The organism is Pseudomonas sp. CJQ_9, assembly GCF_043106615.1.
Taxonomy (GTDB): domain Bacteria; phylum Pseudomonadota; class Gammaproteobacteria; order Pseudomonadales; family Pseudomonadaceae; genus Aquipseudomonas; species Aquipseudomonas juntendi.
Genome location: NZ_JBICMS010000045.1, coordinates 1 through 20889, shown reverse-complemented (window position 1 = coordinate 20889; position 20889 = coordinate 1). Strand labels below are relative to the sequence as shown.

The window sequence follows — 20889 nt, the reverse complement described above, 5'->3', positions numbered from 1 at the left end:
CTTCAGGGGGATCAACCGCGCACGATCTGGTTCTTGCCCTGCCGCTTGGCCTGGTACATCGCCGCATCGGCGCGGGCATACAGGCTGTCCAGGGCCACATCTTCATCGGTCAACCCGGTAAGCCCCTGGCTCACCGTTACCCCGTAAGTCTGCGCCCCATGGCTGAAGCTCAAACGCTGAATCTGCCGCTGCAGCCGCTCGGCAATCTGCCCGGCCAGCTCGGCACTGCACCCTGGGAACACCGCCGCGAACTCTTCGCCGCCAATACGCCCAAACAGGTCGCCACGGCGCAGCACGGCCTTGCCGCTGTCAGCGATGTGCTGCAGCACCTGGTCGCCTTCCTGGTGGCCATAGCTGTCGTTGATCTGTTTGAAGTCGTCGATGTCCAGTAGCAGGAAGGCCAATGGCGTGCCGTTTTCCCGGGCGCTGTCAAATGCCGCCTGGGCGCATTCGAAGAAGTGCCGGCGGTTGCTGCTTTGGGTCAGCACGTCGGTGGTGGCCAGGCGCTGTAACTCGCCTTCCAGCTGCTTTTTCTCGGTGATGTCTTCGGCAATGCCGACGATGATCACGCGGTCGCCGTCATGCTGCTGGTTGATGTAGCACTTGTCGCTCAACCAGCGCACTTGCCCGTCGGCATTGATGATACGGTACTCGCGGTCCTCGACCGCGCCTTTGAGCAGCACCTGGGCCAGGCTGCGCTCGGCGTATTCCAGGTCGTCGGGGTAGATGCTGTCGCGCCACTCGTTGAAGTCGGCCAGTACCAGGCTGGCCGGGCGGCCGAAGATGCGCTCGTAGGCGGGGCTTACGTACAGCACTTCGCGTGTTTCCCAATCGAAGGCCCAGAGCACCGCGTTGACACTTTCGAGCAACGAGCTGAACAGCTGTTCGCGTTCGCTCAGGCGGGCGACTTCACCTTGCGCATGAAGGAGCGCCAGTAAAGTGCGGGCGGCTCCCGGTGGTACCGGGCCTGGCGATGTCATTGGAATATTCTTGGCCATGTGCACGTAGCGAGTCTCGACGTGAAAGCGTGCGGCCAGCATCCTGCCCGCCACGCGGGCGATGTGCGGGGTTTGAGTGGGGGCGAGGTGGGGAAGTTCCAGCTGGCACGCCCCATGCTGGGGCGTGCCGATCAACGGCGATCAGGCGCCGATCGGGCGCAGGGAATAGGTTTTCAGCTGTGCCGCGAAGTCGCGCAGGGCTTGAATACCACTGGTTTCGGCTTCGTGTACCCAGTCCTTGATGGCGGCCAGCATGTCATGGCCGTTGGCGCTGGTGCGGGCCCAGATCTGCTGCAAGGCCAGGCGCTTTTCGTAGATGGTCTTCAGGGCCTGGCTGTGCGCAAGCATCGATTCGATGCGCACATGATGGCGGTCTTCGAGCAGGCTGGTTTCACGGGATAGCAGGCGCTTGGCACGGCGGAAGTGGTGGCGCACCGAGGCGTCGACACGCGCCAGTTCCAGCTTTACCAGTGGGGCGATCACCAATTTGCGGTACTGGGCCATGATCTGGAAGCGGTTGTTGAGGATCGCCATGGCGGTGTCCATGTCCAGGCTACCTTTGCCTTCCACCCGATGGGCAATCGGCGCCACACGCTGCACCTTGGCCAGGCGCAGCAGGCAGAACAGACGGATCCACGCCCAGCCCATGTCGAACTCCCAGCGCTTGACCGACAGCTTGGCCGAATTGGGGTAGGTGTGGTGATTGTTGTGCAGCTCTTCACCGCCGATCACGATGCCCCACGGCACCAGGTTGGTGGCCGCGTCACGGCATTCGAAGTTGCGGTAGCCGAACGCGTGGCCCAGGCCGTTGACGACACCGGCAGCCCAGAACGGGATCCACATCATCTGGACCGCCCAGATGGTGATACCGAGGGTGCCGAACAGCAGCAGGTCGATCACGGCCATCAACGCGATGCCGCCCAGTTTGTAACGCGAGTAAAGGTTGCGCTCGATCCAGTCATCAGGGCAGTTCTTGCCGTAGATGCGCAGGGTGTCTGGGTTGCGGGCCTCTTCACGATACAGCTCGGCGCCTTTGCGCAACACCGTGCTCAGGCCTTTGTGCACGGGGCTGTGCGGGTCGTCGGGTGTTTCGCACTTGGCGTGGTGCTTACGGTGGACCGCCGTCCACTCTCGGGTGTTCTGCGCCGTGGTCAGCCACAGCCAGAAACGGAAGAAATGCTTGAGCGCGCCGTTGAGCTCAAGGGCTCGGTGCGCAGAGTAGCGATGCAGGTAGACCGTGACGCTGACAATGGTCACGTGGGTCATCAACAGGGTGATGCCGACCAGTTGCCAGGCCGACAAGTCGAGCAGGCCGTTGTACCACATAGATGTAAATGCCCTCGAAATGCGGGGGGAAGGGTCGATTATCCCTTGGTGGGGAAATAAAACCAGTCAACTGTTCAGACAGGAGGTCACGACATGTTTCAGCCTTTATAATGCCCCTTTCTTTTCAATGGGCTACCCCACCCGACATGTCTGTTTCCGTTCGCGACGCCTTGCGCATGGCCGCGCTTTATGTGGTGCTCTCGATCCTCTGGCTGGTGCTGGCCGAGGTAATGCTGCAGAGCATGACCGACGACCCCCTGGCATCGACCGTGGGGCGGCAGATCAACGTGGTGGTCTGGGTGCTGTGCAGTGCCTTGCTGATTTATGTGTCGCGGGTGCGCCTGCTCAATTTCATCGGCCATGGCGCGCGGTTGCGCTGCGAAGACCGAGAACGTCTGCGCATGGCCGCCGCCGTCTTCGACAGTACCCTCGAAGGGGTACTGGTGACGGACCGCCAGGGCTTGATCGTGCACGTCAACCGCGCCTTCATGCGCATTACCGGTTACCAGCAGCACGAGGTCATCGGCCAGCGCCCGAGCAAATTCAAGTCGGGCCGCCATGGCCAGGCCTTCTACCAGCAGGTTTACGCCACCCTGGCTGAAAAGGGCGAGTGGAGCGGCGAAATCTGGAACCGGCGCAAAAGCGGCGAAATCTACCCGCAGTGGCAGACCATCTCCGCTATCCGCGATGATGAGGGGGAGCTGAGCCATTACGTGGCCGTGTTCAGTGACATCAGCGCGATCAAGCATTCGGAGCAGGAGTTGGCCTACCTGGCCCACCACGACCCGCTGACCGGCCTGCCCAACCGCTTGCTGTTCAACGACCGCGTCGAGCAGGCCCTGGCCGCAGCGCAGGCCAACAAGCGTGGGTGCGCCCTGCTGCTGCTGGACCTGGACCACTTCCAGAGCATCAACGATGGCCTTGGCCACACCATCGGTGACCAGTTGCTGAGGCTGGTGGGGGAGCGCCTGGGCAAGATACTGGGCAGCGGTGTGACTTTGGCTCGCCTGGGCGGCGACGAGTTCGGCGTGCTCGCCGAAGGCTGCCAGCAAGTCGGCCAGGCAGGCAAACTGGCGCAGGGCATCATCGAGCGCATGCGCGAGCCGTTCCTGTTCGATGGCCATCGGCTGTTCATCAGTGTCAGTGCCGGTATCAGCCTGTTCCCCAGCGATGCCTTGTGTGCCGAGCAGTTGCTGCGCAACGCCGATTCGGCGTTGTACAAGGCCAAGGGTAATGGGCGTGCGTGTTATGCGCTATACACCGAAGAGCTGACGGCCCACGCCCAGCACCGGGTCGAGACGGCCGGCGAGTTGCGTCGGGCGCTGGAGCATGACGAACTGCGGGTGTTCTTCCAGCCGGTACAGGACCTGGCGACCGGCAGCCTGGTCGGGGTCGAGGCGTTGGTGCGCTGGCAGCATCCGCAGCGCGGCCTGGTGCCGCCGATCGAGTTCATCCCGATCGCCGAGCGTACTGGCCTGATTGCCGAGATCGACGCCTGGGTGCTGCGCCAGGCCTGCTGGCAAATGGTCCAGTGGCAAGCGCAAGGCCGGCAATTGGCGTTCGTGGCGGTGAACATCTCCAGCCGGCTGTTTGGCCAGCACGAGTTGTACCGCCAAGTGGCCGACGTCCTGCACGACACCGGCCTGGCCCCCGCCTTGCTGGAGCTGGAAGTGACCGAAAGCGCTGTGATGGAAGACCCGGAGGTGGCGCTGGAGCAACTTCACCGCTTGCGTGAGCTTGGCGTGACCCTGGCCATTGATGACTTCGGCACCGGCTACTCTTCGCTGCTGCGGCTCAAGCGTTTGCCCGTTCAGAAGCTGAAAATCGACCAGGGCTTCGTTGCTGGCTTGCCGCTGGATGAGGATGACATCGCGATCGTGCGGGTGATTATCGCCCTGGCCCGCAGCATGGGCATGCAGGTGCATGCCGAGGGTATCGAGCAGGCAGAGCAGGCCGCCTTCCTGCTGCAGGAGCAGTGCCAGCTGGGGCAGGGGTACTGGTTCGGGCGGCCGGTGCCGGCTGCGGATTTGCGCTGGGGTTAAGGGCCTCTTCGCGGGTTGAGCCGCGAAGAACTCAACGCTTGTTCAAGCCTTTCGCCAATCGGTCGCCACCCAGCTGGATCAACGCCACCAGCGCCACAAGCATGGCGATCACGGTCAGCATGATCTGGCTGTCGAAGCGCTGGTAGCCATACCGGTAGGCGATGTCGCCTAGCCCTCCGGCACCGATCGCCCCGGCCATGGCCGAGGAGTTGATCAGGGTCACCAAGGTGATGGTGAAACCGCCGACAATGCCTGGCAACGCTTCGGGCAACAACACATGCCAGACAATGTGCCAGCGCCGGCAACCCATGGCCTGCGCGGCTTCCACCAAGCCATGGTCGACTTCGCGCAGGCTGACCTCGGCGATCCGGGCAAAGAACGGCGTGGCGGCGATGGTCAGCGGGACAACCGCAGCCCACACACCATAGGTCGTACCCACCACCAGCCGGGTGAACGGGATCAGCGCGACCATCAGGATCAGGAACGGGATCGAGCGGAACAGGTTGACGAAGGCGCCCAGTACCCGGTTCAGCAAAGCTGCCTCGAATATGCCGCCCTTGCCGCTGGTGACCAGCAGCAGCGCTAGGGGTACCCCCAGCAGCAGGGCGATAAGCGACGACACGCCAACCATCAGCAGGGTATCGAGCAAGCCTTCCAGCAGACGATCAAACCACATGGCCCAGCACCTCCACGTTGTCCGCCCAACGGCGGGCGCGTTGCAGCAATTGTTGGGTATCGTGCGGTGCATGCTGCACCGACAGTATCAACTGGCCCAAGGCGTGCTCGCCAATGGTCGCCACGCCGCCCTGCAGCAGGCGCACGCGACCGCCCAGGTCGTGGAACAGGGCAGACAGTTCAGGCTCGCCAAGCATACTCAGTTGCAATACCACGGCGCAGTCACGGCTTGTGGGGTGGGGCTGCAGGCTGGCTTGCAGCGCCGCAGGCAGCCGCGCCTGCAGCGGCGCAAGCAGGGTTCGGGTGACCTCGTGGTGAGGGGCGCCGAAGACACGCCAGACTTCGCCCTGCTCGACCACCTCGCCGCGGTCCAGCACCACCACCCGGTGGCAGATATCACGGATGACCGCCATCTCGTGGGTAATCAGCACGATGGTCAGGCCCAGGCGCCGGTTGATATCGCGCAGCAGTTCCAGGATCGAGGCCGTGGTCTCCGGGTCCAGCGCGGAGGTGGCTTCGTCGCACAGCAGGATCTCGGGGTCATGCACCAGTGCCCGGGCAATGCCCACGCGCTGTTTCTGCCCGCCTGACAACTGCGCTGGGTACACGTGGTGTTTCTCCTGCAGGCCGACCAGCGCCAGCAGCTCCCGGACCTTGCGCTGGCGCTCGCCCTTGGCCACGCCCGCCACCTTCAAGGGCAGCTCGACGTTCTGCCACACCGTCTTCGCCGACAGCAGGTTGAAATGCTGGAATATCATGCCGATACGCCGGCGCAGCGCCACCAGCTGGTCGTCATCGAACGCCGCGATGTCGACCTGGTCGATCAGTACCCGGCCGTGACTAGGGCGTTCCAGGCGGTTGATGGTGCGTAGCAACGAAGATTTGCCGGCGCCGCTGCGGCCGATGATGCCGAACACTTCGCCCTGGCGAATGTTCAGGTCAATGCCGTGCAAGGCGGGTTGCGCCTGCCCAGGGTAGGTCTTGCCCAGGCCGATGAAGCGTACATGGGCTTGATTGATTTCCGGGTGCAGGGCGTGCTCCCTGGCCGTTGACGCTAGTGGTTGGGGGGTGGGCGCCTTGAATGCGCTGGCCTGGCTCATGTCAGCCTTCCCAACCGGCCTGGTACAGCTTGCCGTGAGCCTTGTCCAACGCTGCGCGTACGGCAGGCGAATGTTGGTAGATGTCGACGAACTGTGCCAGGCGTGGGTCGTTTTTGCTCTGCGGGCGAATCACGAATTGAATCACGTACTCCTTGTTTTCCAGGCCGTCGAACAGTAGCGCTGAACTGGCATCGAAGCTGTTGGCCAGGCGAATGTATGCCGGGTACCCCTGCACCAGGTCGGCGTCGTCATAGGCACGCACCAACTGCACGGCTTCGACCTGCAGGATCTTCAGCTTTTTCGGGTTGGCGACAATGTCGTCCTCGGTGGCTTTGTAGCCAACCCCAGGCTTGAGCGTGATCAACCCGGCCTTGGCCAGCAGTTGCAGGCCGCGGCCACTGTTGATCGGGTCGTTGGCGATGGCCACGCTCGCCCCCTCAGGCAGGTCGGCGAAGCTTTTGTACTTTTTCGCGTACAACCCCACGTTGTTGATGATCCCCGGTGCATAGGGCACCAGGTCGAAGCCCGCAGCCGCCTTGGCATTCTCCAGGAACGGGATGTGCTGGAAGTAGTTTACGTCGATGTCGCCGCTGTTGAGGCTGACATTGGGCGCGATCCAGTCGCTGAACTCGATCAGCTTCACCTCCAGGCCTTGCTTGTGGGCTTCTTCCACGGCGGCTTCCAGCGGGATCGCAAAGGCCGAGGTAGTGCCGATCTTCAGGGGTTCGGCGGCCTGGGCAGCGGCGCACAGGCCGAGGGACAGGGCGATGGCCACGACGGGCCGGAACAGTTTTTCAAGCATGGTGCAGGGCTCCAGTCGGTGCAGGGGTAGGAGTGCGGGTAAAGCGGTAAGCCGAACCAGGGTGGTCGGCGGGCAAGTGCGGGTGGTCGGCCTGGAACAGTTTCTGGCGCAGGGTGCCCTCGGCGTACGCGGTCTTGTAGCGGCCGCGTTGTTGCAGTCGAGGAACGACCAGGTCGATGAAGTCCTCAAAGCTCTCCGGGGTGACGGTGCGGGTCAGGTTGAAGCCGTCCAGGCCGGTCTCGTCGAGCCAGGCGATCAACTGTTCGGCGACCTGCTCGGGGTCGCCGACCACCTTCACGTAGCGCCCGCCCAGCGCGTGCTGTTGCAACAGGCGCCGGCGGGTCCAGGCGTTGCCCTGCAACTGGCGCGTGGCTGACTGAATGGCGTTGCCCTGGCTGAAGGGGATCGGCTCGTCCAGTGCATAGGCCGCGAAGTCAATGCCGGTCGAGGCCGCAAAATGTGCGACTCCGGCCTCGGCGCTGGCGTGCTGCAGATACTCGGCATGCTTGGCCTGGGCCTGTTGCTCGGTCGCCGCGACGATCACCGTGATGCCCATGAAGACCTTGACCGCCTGCGGGTCGCGCCCGGCAGCCGAGGCAGCCGCGCGTACCTGCTCGACCTGGGCGCGGGCCGCGGTCTTGTCCTGAGCGCTGATGAACACACATTCGGCATGTTGCCCGGCGAAGCCCAGGCCGCGTTGCGAACTGCCTGCCTGGAACAGTACCGGGGTGCGTTGCGGCGAGGGTTCGCACAGGTGGTAGCCCTCGACCTTGTAGAACTCGCCCTGGTGCTGCACCTTGCGCACCTTGTCGGGGCGGGCATAAATGCGCTGCTCGCGGTCAGCGACCACCGCGTCGTCGGCCCAGCTGCCCTCCAGCAGCTTGTACAGCACCTGCAGGTACTCGTCAGCCTGGTCGTAGCGGCGGTCATGTTCGGGTTGCTGTGCCAGGCCCATGGCCCGGGCGGCACTGTCGAGGTAACCGGTGACGATGTTCCAGCCAACCCGGCCCTGGCTCAGGTGGTCCAGGGTGGATAGGCGCCGGGCGAACAGGTACGGCGCCTCGTAGGTCAGGTTGGCGGTAAGGCCGAAACCCAGGTGGCGAGTGACGGCGGCCATGGCCGAAACCAGCAGCAAGGGGTCATTGACCGGCAACTGGATGGCCTCCTTGAGGGTGACGTCCAGCGATTGCCCATAGATATCGTAGGTGCCGACGATATCAGCGATGAACAGCCCATCGAACAGGCCGCGCTCCAGCAGGCGTGCGAGCTGGGTCCAGTACTCCAGGCTGGTGTACTGGGTCGAAGTGTCCCGTGGGTGGGTCCACAGGCCGTGGTTGATGTGCCCTACGCAGTTCATGTTGAAGGCATTGAGCAGGATTTGCTTGGCCATCAGAGGGTCCCCCGGCGTGGCGGGTTGACGTCGTTGAGGTAGTAATTGCCGATGGCGTGGTATTTCCAGCGGACCGGGTCGTGCAAGGTGTGCACGCGGGCGTTGCGCCAATGGCGGTCGAGGTTGTGCTCGGCCAGCGTCGCTTGGCTCCCACTCAGTTCGAACAGGGCAGTGCCGGCGGCAAGCGCGATTTCCGTGCTGATGGCACGCGCTTCGGCCACGGCGATAGACGCTGCGGCGACGGTGTCGGCGGTGCTGTCGTTGCGGGCGCGGTCGAGGTATTCGCCAGCGCGTTCCAGCAGGGCTTCGGCCGCGTGCAGGCGGATTGCCAGGTGGCCGAAGCTTTTCAACGTCAGTGGGTCAGCGCTTGCCTTGTCCAGGCCTGCGTCGACCCATGGTCGGCTGCGGGTGCGCACGAAGTGCAGGGCATCCTCGTAGGCGGCGCGGGCGATGCCGGTGTCGATGGCGGCGTGAAGAAGCTGCGCCAGCGGGCCGACCGGGGTGGGGCGCTCGAAGGCGCTCTGGAAAGGCACCACGTCCGCTGCGCTGACAAAAACGTTGTCCAACAGGACCGAGCCGCTGCCGGTGGTGCGTTGTCCGAAGCCGCTCCAGTCGTCGATCACCTGTACGCCCTGGCTATCGGCTGGCACGAACACCAGGTGCTGCACGCCCTGTTCATCGACCACCGACGTAGGGATACGCTGGGCGTAGATGGCGCCAGTCGCGTAGAACTTGCGGCCGTTGATGCGAAAGCCGTCCCCGTCACGGCTCAGGCGGGTGGTGCGTTCGTTGGCGGTCTTGGTACCCAGCTCGGCCAGGGCATTGCCGAAACGGCGGCCGGCCAGCACTTCGCCATACAGCCGCTTCTGTTGTTCGGGGCTGCCGTTTACCCGCAGTACTTCCAGGCTGTAGAAATGATTCTGTGGGATCTGCCCCAGCGAGCCGTCGGCCTGGGCGATGCGGGCGATGACCTTGGCCAGGGTGACGTTGGACACGCCAGCGCCGCCGAAGGCCTTGGGCACACTGATGGCCCACAGGCCGGAGCGGGTGAACAGGTCCAGTTCGCTGTGCGGCAGCCGGCGTTCGCGGTCGCGCAGGGCGCTGTCGCGGCGCAGTTGTTGGGCGATTTCGTCGGCGACATGCAGGGCTTGGGTGTCGCTGGTGATGATTCTGATGGTCATGGGTTTCTCCGGGCCTTGGGAGCGCAATGCGGCCCATCGCGACACAGGGCCGCTCCTGCAGGGATACGCGGTTCCATGCCGGTCCGCGCCACGGGTAGGAGCGGCCTTGTGTCGCGATGGGCTGCAAAGCAGCCCCCAAGGCCATTGAATTCAGATCCAGGAATGCCGCGCGGGCAAGGTCCCGTTAAGGTGGTAAGCCCCAACCGCGTGGTACTTCCAGCGCACCGGGTCATGCAGCGTGTGCACCCGGGCATTGCGCCAGTGGCGGTCGAGGTTGAATTCGGCAAGGGTGGCGCGGCTGCCAGCCAGCTCGAACAGCTTTTCGCTGGCCTGCAAGGCAATTTCAGTGGTCAGCACCTTGGCTTCGGCCACCGCAATGGACGCGCGCGCAGCGCTCGCGGCATCGACTGGCGCGGCGCTGACCTCGTCAAGCACCTGCGCGGCCTTGCGTAGCAACGCTTGCGCCGCATGCAGTTCAAGCTTCAGGTGCCCGACGTCAGCGATCACGTAAAGATCGTCGCTGGCGCGCTCGACATTGGCGTCGACCCAAGGCCGCGACTTCTCGCGAACGAACTTGATCGCATCTTCGATGGCCGCTTCAGCGATACCTGCATCGATTGCTGCCTGGATCAACTGCGAGACCGCGCCCTGGGTATTGGGTATATCGCGCTGGCGCCAGTTGTCGATCACCAGCGCCGCCTCCACCGGCACCTGGTCCAGCAGCACCGTGCCGCTGGCGGTGGTGCGCTGGCCAAACCCGGACCAGTCATCGACGATGCGCAGCCCCGGGCTGCCTCTACGTACGAACGCCAGGCGCTGACGGCCGTCGTCGTCCAAGGCTTTGACCGCCACCCAATGGGCGAACAGGGCGCCGGTGGAATAGAACTTCTCGCCACTGATGCGATAACCGTCGCCGTTGCGGGTGATACGCGCGGTGAGCGTGAGGGTGTCCTTGGTGCCGCGCTCGGGCCCGGCATTGCCGATGCGCCAGCCTTCGAGCACGCTGCGGAAAACAAACGCCTGTTGCGCTTCGCTTGCCGTCAGGCGCAGCAGTTGCAAGATGCCGAACTGGTTCTGCGGGATCTGCCCCAGGGCCGGGTCGGCGGCGCTGATCAGGCGGAACACTTCGGCGATGGTGGCGAACGAAACATCGGGGCCACCGTGGGCCTTGGGCACGCTGATGCTACCCAGCCCGCTGCGGGTGAACAGCTCGACCTCGGCCCATGGCAGCTTGCGTTGCTGGTCGCGGCGGGCGGCATGCTCGCGGGCGACCTCGGCCAGTTCGCGTGCCGCTTGCAAGGCTTCGGCGTCGTTGCGCAACACCTTGGCTGGCAGCAACGGGGGAGCGCTGTCGAGATCGCTGTGTAATAGGGTGTTGGGTTGGCTGGACATCAGTACCGCTCCTTGGCTGTACTCAATGCCCTGGCGTTACGCACTGGGGAAATTGTGATGCTGACCATTCCTGACCTCGCGAAAAGTAAAGCCGCTACAGCTGGTCGCGGCGAACGTGTGCTGGTCCGGTGGTCCGGTTGATATACCCTAAAGCTTTATAAAAATTTAATGAACTAACACTTTGGAATATATATAGAAGAAGAGATTTCGCTGGCTACGCCGACCTCTTCGCGGATGAACCCGCTCCTGCACGGCCATCGTTAACCCTGTGGGAGCGGGCGAGCCCGCGAAGGGCCCAGAGCAGGCCTACTCGGAAGCAGCAGTCCCAAGGAACTTGCGCAAGAACTGCCGGGTACGCTCTTCCTTCGGCGCCGCAAACAGCGCTTTGGCCTCGCCTTGCTCCACGATCACGCCTTTGTCGAAGAAGATCACCCGGTTAGCCACGTCCCGGGCAAAGCTCATTTCGTGCGTGACGATGACCATGGTGCGCCTTTCTTCGGCCAGGCCGCGAATGGTCGCCAGCACTTCACCCACCAGTTCCGGGTCCAGCGCCGAGGTCGGCTCGTCGAACAGAATCACCTCGGGCTCCATGGCCAAGGCGCGGGCAATGGCCACCCGCTGCTGCTGGCCACCGGACAGGCGCCGCGGGTAGGCATCTTCCTTGCCCGCCAGGCCAACCTTGGCCAGCAAGCGGCGGCCCAGTTCGACAGCCTGTTCGCGCGGGGTCTTCTTGACGATCACCGGCCCTTCGATCACGTTTTCCAAGGCTGTGCGGTGCGGAAACAGGTTGAAATTCTGGAACACAAACCCCGCCTGCTGGCGCAACCGGCGGATTGCACTTTGCTGCCCCCCCAGCGGGCGGTTGGCATCGATGCTGATGGCGCCGATCTGGATCTGCCCGGCGTCGGGCGTTTCCAGCAGGTTAAGGCAGCGCAGGAAGGTGGTCTTGCCCGAGCCGCTGGGGCCGATGATGGCCACCACCTCGCCGGGCTGTACGGTCAGGTCAATGCCGTTGAGCACGGTCTGGCCCTTGAACCGCTTGGTCAGGCCTTTGACTTCAATCATGCTCAATGCTCCTGGTCATGCTGGTTGACCCGCGCTTCCATACGGTTCTGGAAGTGCGCGAGGATGCTGCACAGCACCCAGTAGATAACCGCCACCGCCACGTACATGGTGAACACTTCAAAGGTGCGCGCAGTAATCAGCTGGGCCTGGCGGAACAGCTCGGGTACCTGGATGGTGGCTGCCAGGGCGGTGTCCTTGACCAGCGAAATGAAACTGTTGCCCAGCGGTGGCAGGGCGGTGCGCAGGGCCTGGGGCAAGATCGCCCGGCGCATGGCCTGCACCCGGGTCATGCCGATGCTGGCCGCGGCTTCCCATTGGCCACGGTCAATCGATGAAATCGCCGCGCGCAGGATTTCGCAGATATAAGCCGCCATGTTCAGCGACAGGCCAATCAGCGAGGCCGGAATCGGGTCGAGTTCGATCCCGATCTGCGGCATGCCGAAATAGATTACGAACAGTTGCACCAGCAGCGGCGTGCCGCGAAAGAACGACACATAGATCCGGGCCAGCCAGTTGAGCGGCAATACCTTCGACAGCCGCATCAGCGCCAGGGCAAAGCCCAGCACCAGGCCGAAGAACATGCCGCCCACGCTGAGCAGTACGGTGTAACCCGCGCCCTTGAGCAGGAAGGGCGCGGAGTCGGCGACGAGTTGCAGGCTTTCGGCGATCATTTAGTGACATCGGCACCAAAATATTTTTCCGACAGCTTGGCCAGCGTGCCGTCAGCCTTGAGCTTGTCGATGGCCTTGTTGATGGCCGCCAACAGTTCAGGCTCGCCCTTGCGTAGGGCCACGCCGCTTTCCAGGCGCGAGAAGGCAGGGCCGGCCAGTTCGGTGTCCTTGGCTTTTTGCGCGTATTCCAGCGCCGCCAGGCGGTCGATCAGGATGGCGTCGATGCGGCCGTTGCGCAGGTCGGCGAATTTGCTTGGGTCGTCTTCATAAGTGCGCACGTCCGCTTTCGGTACGTCCTGCTTCACCCACTGCTCGTAGTTGGTGCCCAGACCCACGCCGACCTTCTTGCCGGCCAGATCCTGCGCACTGTTGATATTCAGCTGCTCGGCCTTCTTCTTGAGGATCAGCGCCTGGATGCCGGAGATGGTGTAAGGCTCGGAGAAGTCATACTTCTTCTTGCGTTCTTCCGAGATGGTCACCTGGTTGACCACGATGTCCAGCCGTTTGGACTCCAGCGCGGCCAGAATACCGTCCCACTTGGTTGGCTGGATCTTGGCCTTGACCCCCAGCTCTTTGGCCAGCAGTTCGGAGAGCTCGACTTCGAAACCGGTCAGCTTGCCGTTTTCATCCTGAAAGCTGAACGGCGGGTAGGTGCCTTCGAGGCCGACGTTGATCACGCCTTTTTCCTGAATGGTTTTCAGCTCTTCGCCGGCGAAGGCCTGGCCGAGCAGACCAGCACCCAGCAGAAGGGCCAGGCTGGCATTGAGTAGCGGTTTGGCGAACTTCGACATGGCAGAGCCCCGCGCTTGTTGTGTAGTGAGAGGGTGGCGACTATAGGGTTGGCTTTTTAGGCCTGGAAATAATAAAAAATTATGTTGTTATTTCCATTTTGTTTAGTGTCAGAGCGTGATTGCTTTGAGGGTAGGCGAGGTTGCCTGCGCCGTCACCGCAGGGTGTGTCCGACATGGCGAAGGATGGAATAAAGCGTAGTTTTTTCCAAGCGGCGGATTTGCCGTAGAGTGGATTGCACGCAGGTACGCCCGGCCCTTTCGCGGGCATGGCGAAACAACCCGATGGCCTATACGGCAGGAGAAAAACCGTGAGCGAACAACCATCATCCGGGCGCTGGCAGTTGCAGAGCATCGTAACCGGCCTGCGCGGCGCGCGTGAGCAGTGGCGCACCCGCAATGGCCGCAGCAGCGGCGAGCAGGGTGGCCGCGAGCTGCCGTCGCGCGAGGCGATGCGGCAGATTCTCGAGCAACTCTGTGGTGCGCTGTTCCCTATGCGCCTGGGCCCGGTCGACCTGCGCGAAGAAAGTGAAGATTTCTACGTGGGCCACACCCTCGATGCTGCCCTGACCGCCTTGCTGGCCCAGGCCCGCCTGGAGCTGCGTTACGCCGCCCGGCAAAGCAAGGCCGAACTGGCCGGTGTGGATGCTCACGCGCTGGGCCTGGTACAGGATTTCGCGGCAGCCTTGCCAGCGCTGCGGGTGTTGCTCGACACCGATGTGCTGGCTGCCTACCACGGCGACCCGGCGGCCCGTAGCGTCGATGAGGTACTGCTGTGCTACCCGGGCATCCTGGCGATCATCCACCACCGCCTGGCGCACCATCTGTACCGGGCAGGCCTGCCACTGCTGGCGCGCATCAGTTCGGAACTGGCGCATTCAGCCACTGGTATCGACATTCACCCTGGCGCGCAGATCGGGCCGAGTTTTTTCATCGACCACGGTACGGGGGTGGTCATCGGCGAAACTGCGATCATCGGCGAGCGCGTGCGTATCTACCAGGCTGTGACTCTTGGCGCCAAGCGTTTCCCAAGCGACGAGTCGGGCACCTTGCACAAAGGCCTGCCACGCCACCCAATCGTCGAAGACGATGTGGTGATCTATGCCGGCGCCACGGTACTGGGGCGCATCACCATCGGTAAGGGCTCGACCATTGGCGGCAACGTGTGGCTGACCCGCAGTGTGCCAGCCGACAGCAACATCACCCAGGCCAACTTGCAGCTGGATTGCCAGGACAAGCATTGACCTGAAATTTGCCTGGCGTGCACCGGCACTTTTCAAGGTGAAACGGGCTCCTACAAGGACCGCACAGCGAGCGACCGATGTGCGCGCCAGGCGCGGGTTCACCCGCGAAAAGGCCGGGCCAGAAGCGCGCCAGTCGGCGCCCCAATTCGCATTGAACACCGATCCATGTTTAACTTGAACGCTTGTTCAATGAAAAACGCTGGTCCGCTGCCGGTGTTCAACAGGAGGATTCCTTTGCTGAACCCGTTCATTCCGAACCTCACGTCTTTTGACGAGGTGCCTGCCCCATGAGTGCACCGACCCCATCCCTTTCCAACAGCAAGATCCGCATGAACCCGCCGGTGTTCTACTTTGCGGCAAGCTTCATCCTTATCTTCGGCCTGGTGGTCATCTCCAACCCGCAAACCGCAGGCGACTGGTTGCTGGCGGCGCAGAACTGGGCGGCCAATACGGTCGGCTGGTACTACATGTTGGCAATGACGCTGTACCTGGTCTTCGTGGTGGTCACCGCCTTGTCCGGCTACGGCAAGATCAAGCTCGGTGCCGACCACGACGAGCCCGAGTTCAGTTACCTGTCATGGGCCGGCATGCTGTTTGCGGCTGGCATCAGCATTACGTTGTTCTTCTTCTGTGTGTCCGAACCGCTGACCCATATGCTGCAGCCGCCCCAAGGCGAAGCGGGCACTGCCGAGGCCGGGCGCCAGGCCATGCAGATCCTGTTCCTGCACTGGGGGTTGCATGGTTGGGGCGTGTTCGCCTTCGTCGGCATGGCGCTGGCCTACTTCGCCTACCGCCATAACCTGCCGTTGGCGTTGCGTTCGGCGCTGTACCCGCTGATCGGCAAGCGCATCAACGGGCCGATCGGTTATGCGGTGGACGGCTTCGGTATCATCGCCACCGTGTTCGGCCTGGGCGCCGACATGGGCTTTGGCGTGCTGCACCTGAACGCCGGCCTGGATTACCTGTTCGGCATCAGCCACAGCCAGTGGGTGCAGGTGATCCTCATCACCCTGATGATGGGCGCGGCAGTGGCCGTAGCCGTTGCCGGGGTAGAGAAGGGCGTGCGGGTAATGAGCGACATCAACCTGTTCCTGGCCTGCGCACTGCTGCTGTTCGTGCTGTTCGCCGGGCCTACCCAGCACCTGTTCAACACCCTCATCCAGAACCTTGGCGATTACCTGGGCGCCTTGCCGCGCAAGAGTTTCGACGTGTATGCCTACGGTGAGAACCGCGACTGGCTGGGTGGCTGGACAGTGTTCTACTGGGCCTGGTGGATTGCCTGGGCGCCGTTCGTGGGCTTGTTCATTGCGCGCATTTCCCGCGGCCGTACCATCCGCGAGTTCGTCTTTGGCGTGCTGCTGATTCCGCTGGGCTTCACCCTGGCGTGGATGTCGATCTTCGGCAACAGTGCCCTGGACCAGGTCATTAACCACGGCATGACCGCGCTGGGCCAGTCGGCTTTGGACAACCCGTCCATGAGCCTGTACCTGCTGCTGGAAACCTACCCCTGGAGCAAGGTGGTGATCGCCACCACGGTGTTCATCAGTTTCGTGTTCTTCGTCACCTCGGCCGACTCTGGCACCGTGGTGCTGTCGACCTTGTCGGCCACCGGTGGGGATGCCGATGAGGACGGGCCGAACTGGCTGCGCATTTTCTGGGGCGCGATGACCGCGCTGGTCACCAGTGCGCTGCTGTTCGCGGGCAGCATCGATTCGCTGAAGTCGGCGGTGGTACTGACCTCGCTGCCCTTCTCGTTGATCTTGCTGTGCATGATGTGGGGGTTGCACAAGGCCTTCTACCTGGAGTCGCAACGGCAGATCGCGCAAATGCACTCGCTGGCACCGTTCGCCCAGTCACGCCGCGGCCGTGGCGGCTGGCGTCAACGTTTGAGCCAGGCGGTGCACTTCCCGTCGCGTGACGAGGTGTACCGCTTCATGGACGATGTGGTGCGCCCGGCGATTGCCGATGTGCGTGAGGTGTTCGAGCAAAAAGGCCTGGTGCTGATTACCCAGGATGACCCAAGCCACGACAACGTCAGCCTGAAAGTGGGGCATGGTGAAGAACAGCCGTTCATTTACCAGGTGCAGATGCGTGGCTACTTCACGCCATCGTTCGCCCTGGGTGGGCTGGGCACGCAGGAGTTGAAGAACCGCCGCTACTACCGGGCGGAGGTGTACCTGAGCGAAGGCAGCCAGAACTACGACCTGGTTGGCTACAGCAAGGAGCAGATCATCAACGACATCCTCGACCAGTACGAGCGGCACATGCAGTTCCTGCATCTGGTCCGCTGACCAGGCGTTCCTGCTCTGGCCTCTTCGCGGGCACGCCCGCTCCCACAGGTACATCACCGGTTTCGAAACCGGTGCCGGACCTGTGGGGTCAGGCGTTCCTGCTCTGGCCTTTTCGCGGGCACGCCCGCTCCCACAGGTACATCACAGGTTTCGAAACCGGTGCCGGACCTGTGGGGTCAGGCGTTCCTGTTCTGGCCTTTTCGCGGGCACGCCCGCTCCCACAGGCACATCACAGGTTTCGAAACCGGTGCCGGACCTGTGGGAGCGGGCTTGCCCGCGAAGAGGCCGGTACAGGCAACAACTAAAAGGGCACATCCCCGAGGATCGTCGCCCGATGCATCACCCGCCGATTGGGCCGGTAGTCATCCACGGCAAAATGCTGGGTCACGCGGTTGTCCCAGAACGCCACGTCATTCTCCTGCCAGCGCCAGCGAATGCTGAACTCCGGCCGTGTGGCATGGGCGAACAGCAGCTTCAGCAACGCCTCGCTCTCCAGCTCGCTCAGCTCATTGATGCGCGTGGTAAACCCCTCATTGACGAACAACGCCTTGCGCCCGCTCACCGGATGCGTACGCACCACCGGGTGCGACAAGGGTGGATTGTTGCGCCGCGTGGCTTCCCAGCGCGCCAGGTCTTCAGCGGTGGTGCCAAAGCGTTCCAGCGGGAACGACTTGGTGAAGTCGTGAGTGGCGGTCAGCCCGTCGAGCATGCCCCGCAGCGGCGCCGACAAGGCTTCAAAGGCAGCGATGCCGCTGGCCCACAAGGTATCGCCACCGTAGGCCGGCAACTGCTTGGCACTGAGCACCGCACCCAGTGCCGGGGTTGGCAGGAAGGTCACGTCGGTGTGCCACACGGCGTTGTCGCGCACATCAGTGACCGCCGTGTCGAGCACCAGCACCTGCGGGGTGTCCGGCACATTGGGGTAGATCGGGTGAATGTGAAGGTCGCCGAAGCGGGCGGCAAAGCGCGCCTGTTGTTCCGGGTTGATCGGCTGGTCGCGGAAGAACAGCACCTGGTGCTGCAGCAGCGCCTGTTCAATGGCGTCGCGTTGTGCTGCGGTGATGTCGCGGCTGATGTCCACGCCGCTGATCTGGGCGCCGAGCGCCGGGCTGAGGGGAGTGATGGTCAGGCTCATGTCAGTCTCTTCAATCAGGCGCCAGTGTGCTGGCGTGGACAATGGGGTTCAGTGGCTTTGCCCGTGCCAGGGCACCAGCTTGCGTTGCAGGGCGCGCAGGCTCATTTCCAGTGCGAAGGCGATCAAGGCGATCAGCAGGATGCCCAGCACTACTACGTCGGTAACCAGAAACTGCGCCGCCGACTGCACCATGAAGCCCAGGCCACTGGTGGCGGCAATCAGCTCGGCGGCTACCAGCGTCGACCAGCCAACCCCCAGGCCGATGCGGATCCCGGTGAGGATGTCGGGTAGCGCGCTTGGCAGGATCACGTGCCGGATCAGCTGAGCCTTGCTTGCGCCCAGCGACTGCGCTGCACGCAACTTGGCCGGGTCGACGGTACGTACACCGGTGGCGGTGGCAATGGCGATCGGCGCAAAGATCGCCAGGAAGATCAGCAATACCTTCGACAGCTCGCCGATGCCGCACCAGATGACAATCAAGGGCAGGTAGGCCAGCGGCGGTATCGGCCGGTAAAACTCGATCAGCGGGTCGAGGATGCCGCGTGCCACGCGGTTGTAGCCGATGGCGATGCCCACCGGGATGGCGGTCAGCGCGGCGGCCAGCAGGGCCACGCCGATGCGCCCCAGGCTGGCGCCCAGGTGCTGCCACAGGCTGGCATCCATGTAACCCTGGGTCAGCAAGGTCCAGCCCTTGGCCAGGATGTCGCCGGGCGAGGGCAGGAACAGCGGCTCGACCCAGCCGGCGGCAGTCACCAGCCACCACGCCAGCAAAAGGCTGGCGAGGGTCAGGGTGCTGATCCAGCGGGTGGAACGTGGCTGGCGCAGCTTGATGGCTGGCCTGGGTTGGGCGTTGTGTTTGCCGGTTACCGGCAGGTCCAGGCTGCTCATGCGCGCTCCTGCAGGCTTTGGCGTTGGGAAAACACCCGCGCCAGTACGTGCTCGCGGGTTTCGATGAAGGCCGGGTCGGACTTGATCGCCCGGGCCGATTCGCCAGCGGCATAACGCTGGCCGAAGTCCAGTTGCAGGCGTTCCACCACGCGCCCCGGGTTGGGCGCCAGCAGTACCAGTTCGCTGGCCAGGAATACCGCTTCTTCGATGTCGTGGGTAATCAGGAACACCGGCTTGGCGGTGCGTTGCCATACCTGCAGCAGCAACGCCTGCATCTGCTCGCGGGTGAAGGCATCGAGGGCGCCGAACGGTTCGTCCATCAATAGCACCCGTGGGTCGGCTGCCAGCGCCCGGGCCAGGCCCACGCGTTGCTTCTGGCCGCCGGACAACTGCCAGATGCGCCGCTCGCCGAAGCCGGCGAGGTCGACCAGGGCCAGCATCTCGCGGGCTTTGGCTTCACGCTCGGCGCGCGGTACGCCGGCCAGCTCCAGGCCGAATGCGACGTTGCCCAGCACGTTCTGCCAGGGCAGCAGCGCGTCGTCCTGGAACACCACACCGCGCTCGGCTCCAGGCCCTTGCACCGGTACACCGTCGAGGGTGATGCGGCCGCCACTGGGGGTAACGAAGCCGGCGATCAGGTTGAGCAGCGAGGTTTTGCCGCTGCCGGATGGCCCCAGGGCCACCAGCAGTTGGCGCGGCCCCAGGCTCAGGTTGATGTCGGCCAGCACCGGGGTGGCGGCACCGGGGTACTGTGCGCTGATGCGCTCCAGTTCGAGCAAGGCCATGGCGGGCTCCGGTTCAGTTTGGAAGGAACTTGGCGCTGACGTACGGCGAGTAGTCCGGCAGTACGGCGTCAACCTTGCCTTGCTGCTTGAGGAAGTTGGCCGTGTCGGTCAGTGCCTGGGTGGTGGGTGCGCCCAGTGCGCTGGCCTGGTCGGCGGCCAGTGGGTAGACGTTGCCCTCCAGCAGCACCGGAATGTCGCTGGCCTTGGCGCCGGACAGCTTCACCAGTTTGTCCACGTTGCCTTTTTCCGCCAGCCAGGCTTGCGGGTCTTTGCGGTATTCGGCGTAGGCATCGAGGGTGACCTTGGCGAAAGCCTTGACCACGTCGGGGTGCTTCTCGGCGAAGTCCTTGCGCACGATCCAGGCATCGAAGGTGGGTGCGCCTTTTGCGGCCAGCTCGCCCGAGGTGATCAGCACCTTGCCGTTTTCCTTGGCCACGCCCAGGGCCGGGTCCCAGACGTAGGTGGCGTCGATGTCGCCGCGTTTCCAGGCGGCAATGATCGCAGGGGGCGCGAGGTTGAGTATCTGCACCTTGGAGGGGTCGATGTTCCAGGTCTTCAGGGCTGCCAGCAAGCTGTAGTGGCCAGTTGAAACGAATGGCACGGCGACTTTCTTGCCGACCAGGTCTTGTGGCGTCTTGATGCTGTCGCGGGCGACCAGAGCCTCGCCTGCGCCAATCTGCGTTGCAATCAGAAACGTCTCGACCGGCAGCTTGCGGGTGGCGGCGGCGGCCAGCGGGCTGGAGCCCAAGTAGCCGATCTGCACGTCACCGCTGGCTACTGCGGTGATCACATCGGCGCCGTTATCGAACTTGCGCCAGTCAATGCTGGCCTTGCTGGCTTTTTCGTAGTCGCCATCTACCTGCGCCACCTTGGCGGGGTCGACAGTGGTCTGGTAGGCAACGGTCAGGTCGGCCGCCTGGGCCAGCCAGCTGGCGCTGGCGAGGGTCAGGGCGGCGAACAGTCGCAGCGGGGCATGCGGGATCATGGTGAACCTCTCGTCAGGCAAACTGGGGTATGCGAGAAGGCTAAATGATCTAAAAAATTTAAAATAAATAACTTTTTCGCATTAGCTTAGGAGGTAAAGCTGTAGGAGCGGCCTTGTGTCGCGATGGGGCG

The 20889-nt window shown here is 63.5% G+C and carries 18 protein-coding genes; 3 read left to right on the top strand and 15 right to left on the bottom strand.

The window, feature by feature from the left end:
• Positions 1-11 precede the first annotated feature (11 nt).
• Both ACF8SD_RS08515 and desA read right to left on the bottom strand, forming a co-directional pair.
• Positions 12-1040 (bottom strand): GGDEF domain-containing protein, encoded by a 1029-nt coding sequence (locus ACF8SD_RS08515; protein ID WP_392484419.1) that lies wholly within the window; start codon positions 1038-1040, stop codon positions 12-14.
• Between the two features lie 99 nt (positions 1041-1139).
• Positions 1140-2324: a delta-9 fatty acid desaturase DesA gene (desA, locus tag ACF8SD_RS08510; protein WP_110678935.1), complete on the bottom strand. Its 1185-nt coding sequence runs from the start codon at positions 2322-2324 to the stop codon at positions 1140-1142.
• Between the two features lie 146 nt (positions 2325-2470).
• On the opposite strand from desA, the gene dibA reads away from it, so the two are divergent.
• Positions 2471-4366: a phosphodiesterase DibA gene (dibA, locus tag ACF8SD_RS08505; RefSeq protein WP_392484420.1), complete on the top strand. Its 1896-nt coding sequence runs from the start codon at positions 2471-2473 to the stop codon at positions 4364-4366.
• Positions 4367-4397: 31 nt separating this feature from the next.
• Here the strand turns inward: dibA and ACF8SD_RS08500 are convergent, their stop codons facing one another.
• The 9 genes from ACF8SD_RS08500 to tcyJ form a co-directional block, all read right to left on the bottom strand.
• Positions 4398-5042, bottom strand: coding sequence for a methionine ABC transporter permease (locus ACF8SD_RS08500; RefSeq protein ID WP_274411352.1), 645 nt, complete (start codon positions 5040-5042; stop codon positions 4398-4400).
• Positions 5032-6141 (bottom strand): methionine ABC transporter ATP-binding protein, encoded by a 1110-nt coding sequence (locus ACF8SD_RS08495; protein WP_392484421.1) that lies wholly within the window; start codon positions 6139-6141, stop codon positions 5032-5034. Before ACF8SD_RS08495 ends, ACF8SD_RS08500 begins: the two co-directional genes overlap by 11 nt.
• 1 nt (position 6142) lies before the next feature.
• A complete protein-coding gene (locus ACF8SD_RS08490; protein ID WP_173887230.1) occupies positions 6143-6943 on the bottom strand; it encodes a MetQ/NlpA family ABC transporter substrate-binding protein in 801 nt (266 codons plus the stop codon).
• A complete protein-coding gene (locus ACF8SD_RS08485; protein WP_173887232.1) occupies positions 6936-8333 on the bottom strand; it encodes an LLM class flavin-dependent oxidoreductase in 1398 nt (465 codons plus the stop codon). Before ACF8SD_RS08485 ends, ACF8SD_RS08490 begins: the two co-directional genes overlap by 8 nt.
• A complete protein-coding gene (locus tag ACF8SD_RS08480; RefSeq protein ID WP_392484422.1) occupies positions 8333-9514 on the bottom strand; it encodes an SfnB family sulfur acquisition oxidoreductase in 1182 nt (393 codons plus the stop codon). The genes ACF8SD_RS08485 and ACF8SD_RS08480 overlap by 1 nt, the downstream gene beginning before the upstream one ends.
• Before the next feature lie 150 nt (positions 9515-9664).
• The gene (locus ACF8SD_RS08475) at positions 9665-10906 is read right to left on the bottom strand and encodes an SfnB family sulfur acquisition oxidoreductase (RefSeq protein WP_392484423.1); all 1242 of its coding nucleotides are present in this window, start codon (positions 10904-10906) and stop codon (positions 9665-9667) included.
• 306 nt (positions 10907-11212) lie between these two features.
• Positions 11213-11971 (bottom strand): L-cystine ABC transporter ATP-binding protein TcyN, encoded by a 759-nt coding sequence (tcyN, locus tag ACF8SD_RS08470; protein ID WP_054914111.1) that lies wholly within the window; start codon positions 11969-11971, stop codon positions 11213-11215.
• Between the two features lie 2 nt (positions 11972-11973).
• On the bottom strand, positions 11974-12642 hold the full coding sequence (gene tcyL, locus ACF8SD_RS08465; RefSeq protein ID WP_009682229.1) for a cystine ABC transporter permease: 669 nt from the start codon (positions 12640-12642) through the stop codon (positions 11974-11976).
• Positions 12639-13433: a cystine ABC transporter substrate-binding protein gene (tcyJ, locus tag ACF8SD_RS08460; protein WP_392484424.1), complete on the bottom strand. Its 795-nt coding sequence runs from the start codon at positions 13431-13433 to the stop codon at positions 12639-12641. The genes tcyL and tcyJ overlap by 4 nt, the downstream gene beginning before the upstream one ends.
• Positions 13434-13699: 266 nt before the next feature.
• On the opposite strand from tcyJ, the gene epsC reads away from it, so the two are divergent.
• Together epsC and betT are read left to right on the top strand one after the other, a co-directional pair.
• On the top strand, positions 13700-14674 hold the full coding sequence (gene epsC, locus ACF8SD_RS08455; RefSeq protein ID WP_392484425.1) for a serine O-acetyltransferase EpsC: 975 nt from the start codon (positions 13700-13702) through the stop codon (positions 14672-14674).
• Between the two features lie 287 nt (positions 14675-14961).
• On the top strand, positions 14962-16965 hold the full coding sequence (gene betT, locus ACF8SD_RS08450) for a choline transporter BetT (RefSeq protein WP_054905731.1): 2004 nt from the start codon (positions 14962-14964) through the stop codon (positions 16963-16965).
• 301 nt (positions 16966-17266) lie between these two features.
• Here the strand turns inward: betT and tauD are convergent, their stop codons facing one another.
• From tauD to tauA, 4 genes are read right to left on the bottom strand one after another with little or no spacing between them, the layout of a single operon-like run.
• Positions 17267-18100 (bottom strand): taurine dioxygenase, encoded by an 834-nt coding sequence (gene tauD, locus ACF8SD_RS08445; RefSeq protein WP_274411356.1) that lies wholly within the window; start codon positions 18098-18100, stop codon positions 17267-17269.
• 48 nt (positions 18101-18148) lie between these two features.
• Entirely contained in the window at positions 18149-18988 is an 840-nt protein-coding gene (gene tauC / locus ACF8SD_RS08440; protein WP_274411357.1) for a taurine ABC transporter permease TauC, read from the bottom strand.
• Positions 18985-19773 carry a taurine ABC transporter ATP-binding subunit gene (gene tauB / locus ACF8SD_RS08435; protein WP_029884770.1) on the bottom strand — a complete coding sequence of 263 codons (789 nt, stop codon included), beginning with the start codon at positions 19771-19773 and terminating at the stop codon, positions 18985-18987. The genes tauC and tauB overlap by 4 nt, the downstream gene beginning before the upstream one ends.
• 13 nt (positions 19774-19786) lie before the next feature.
• Complete coding sequence (gene tauA, locus ACF8SD_RS08430; protein ID WP_274411359.1) at positions 19787-20758, bottom strand: taurine ABC transporter substrate-binding protein; 972 nt, start codon at positions 20756-20758, stop codon at positions 19787-19789.
• Between the last annotated feature and the right edge of the window lie 131 nt (positions 20759-20889).

Excerpts from the sequence above, each read along its gene's own strand:
- dibA (WP_392484420.1), top strand. The coding sequence starts at position 2,471 with ATGTCTGTTTCCGTTCGCGACGCCTTGCGCATGGCCGCGCTTTATGTG.
- ACF8SD_RS08495 (WP_392484421.1), bottom strand. The coding sequence starts at position 6,141 with ATGAGCCAGGCCAGCGCATTCAAGGCGCCCACCCCCCAACCACTAGCG.
- ACF8SD_RS08485 (WP_173887232.1), bottom strand. The coding sequence starts at position 8,333 with ATGGCCAAGCAAATCCTGCTCAATGCCTTCAACATGAACTGCGTAGGG.
- desA (WP_110678935.1), bottom strand. The coding sequence starts at position 2,324 with ATGTGGTACAACGGCCTGCTCGACTTGTCGGCCTGGCAACTGGTCGGC.
- tcyN (WP_054914111.1), bottom strand. The coding sequence starts at position 11,971 with ATGATTGAAGTCAAAGGCCTGACCAAGCGGTTCAAGGGCCAGACCGTG.
- tauD (WP_274411356.1), bottom strand. The coding sequence starts at position 18,100 with ATGAGCCTGACCATCACTCCCCTCAGCCCGGCGCTCGGCGCCCAGATC.
- tcyL (WP_009682229.1), bottom strand. The coding sequence starts at position 12,642 with ATGATCGCCGAAAGCCTGCAACTCGTCGCCGACTCCGCGCCCTTCCTG.
- tauC (WP_274411357.1), bottom strand. The coding sequence starts at position 18,988 with ATGAGCAGCCTGGACCTGCCGGTAACCGGCAAACACAACGCCCAACCC.
- ACF8SD_RS08475 (WP_392484423.1), bottom strand. The coding sequence starts at position 10,906 with ATGTCCAGCCAACCCAACACCCTATTACACAGCGATCTCGACAGCGCT.
- betT (WP_054905731.1), top strand. The coding sequence starts at position 14,962 with ATGAGTGCACCGACCCCATCCCTTTCCAACAGCAAGATCCGCATGAAC.
- tauA (WP_274411359.1), bottom strand. The coding sequence starts at position 20,758 with ATGATCCCGCATGCCCCGCTGCGACTGTTCGCCGCCCTGACCCTCGCC.
- ACF8SD_RS08490 (WP_173887230.1), bottom strand. The coding sequence starts at position 6,943 with ATGCTTGAAAAACTGTTCCGGCCCGTCGTGGCCATCGCCCTGTCCCTC.
- tcyJ (WP_392484424.1), bottom strand. The coding sequence starts at position 13,433 with ATGTCGAAGTTCGCCAAACCGCTACTCAATGCCAGCCTGGCCCTTCTG.
- ACF8SD_RS08480 (WP_392484422.1), bottom strand. The coding sequence starts at position 9,514 with ATGACCATCAGAATCATCACCAGCGACACCCAAGCCCTGCATGTCGCC.
- tauB (WP_029884770.1), bottom strand. The coding sequence starts at position 19,773 with ATGGCCTTGCTCGAACTGGAGCGCATCAGCGCACAGTACCCCGGTGCC.
- epsC (WP_392484425.1), top strand. The coding sequence starts at position 13,700 with ATGGCGAAACAACCCGATGGCCTATACGGCAGGAGAAAAACCGTGAGC.
- ACF8SD_RS08500 (WP_274411352.1), bottom strand. The coding sequence starts at position 5,042 with ATGTGGTTTGATCGTCTGCTGGAAGGCTTGCTCGATACCCTGCTGATG.
- ACF8SD_RS08515 (WP_392484419.1), bottom strand. The coding sequence starts at position 1,040 with ATGCTGGCCGCACGCTTTCACGTCGAGACTCGCTACGTGCACATGGCC.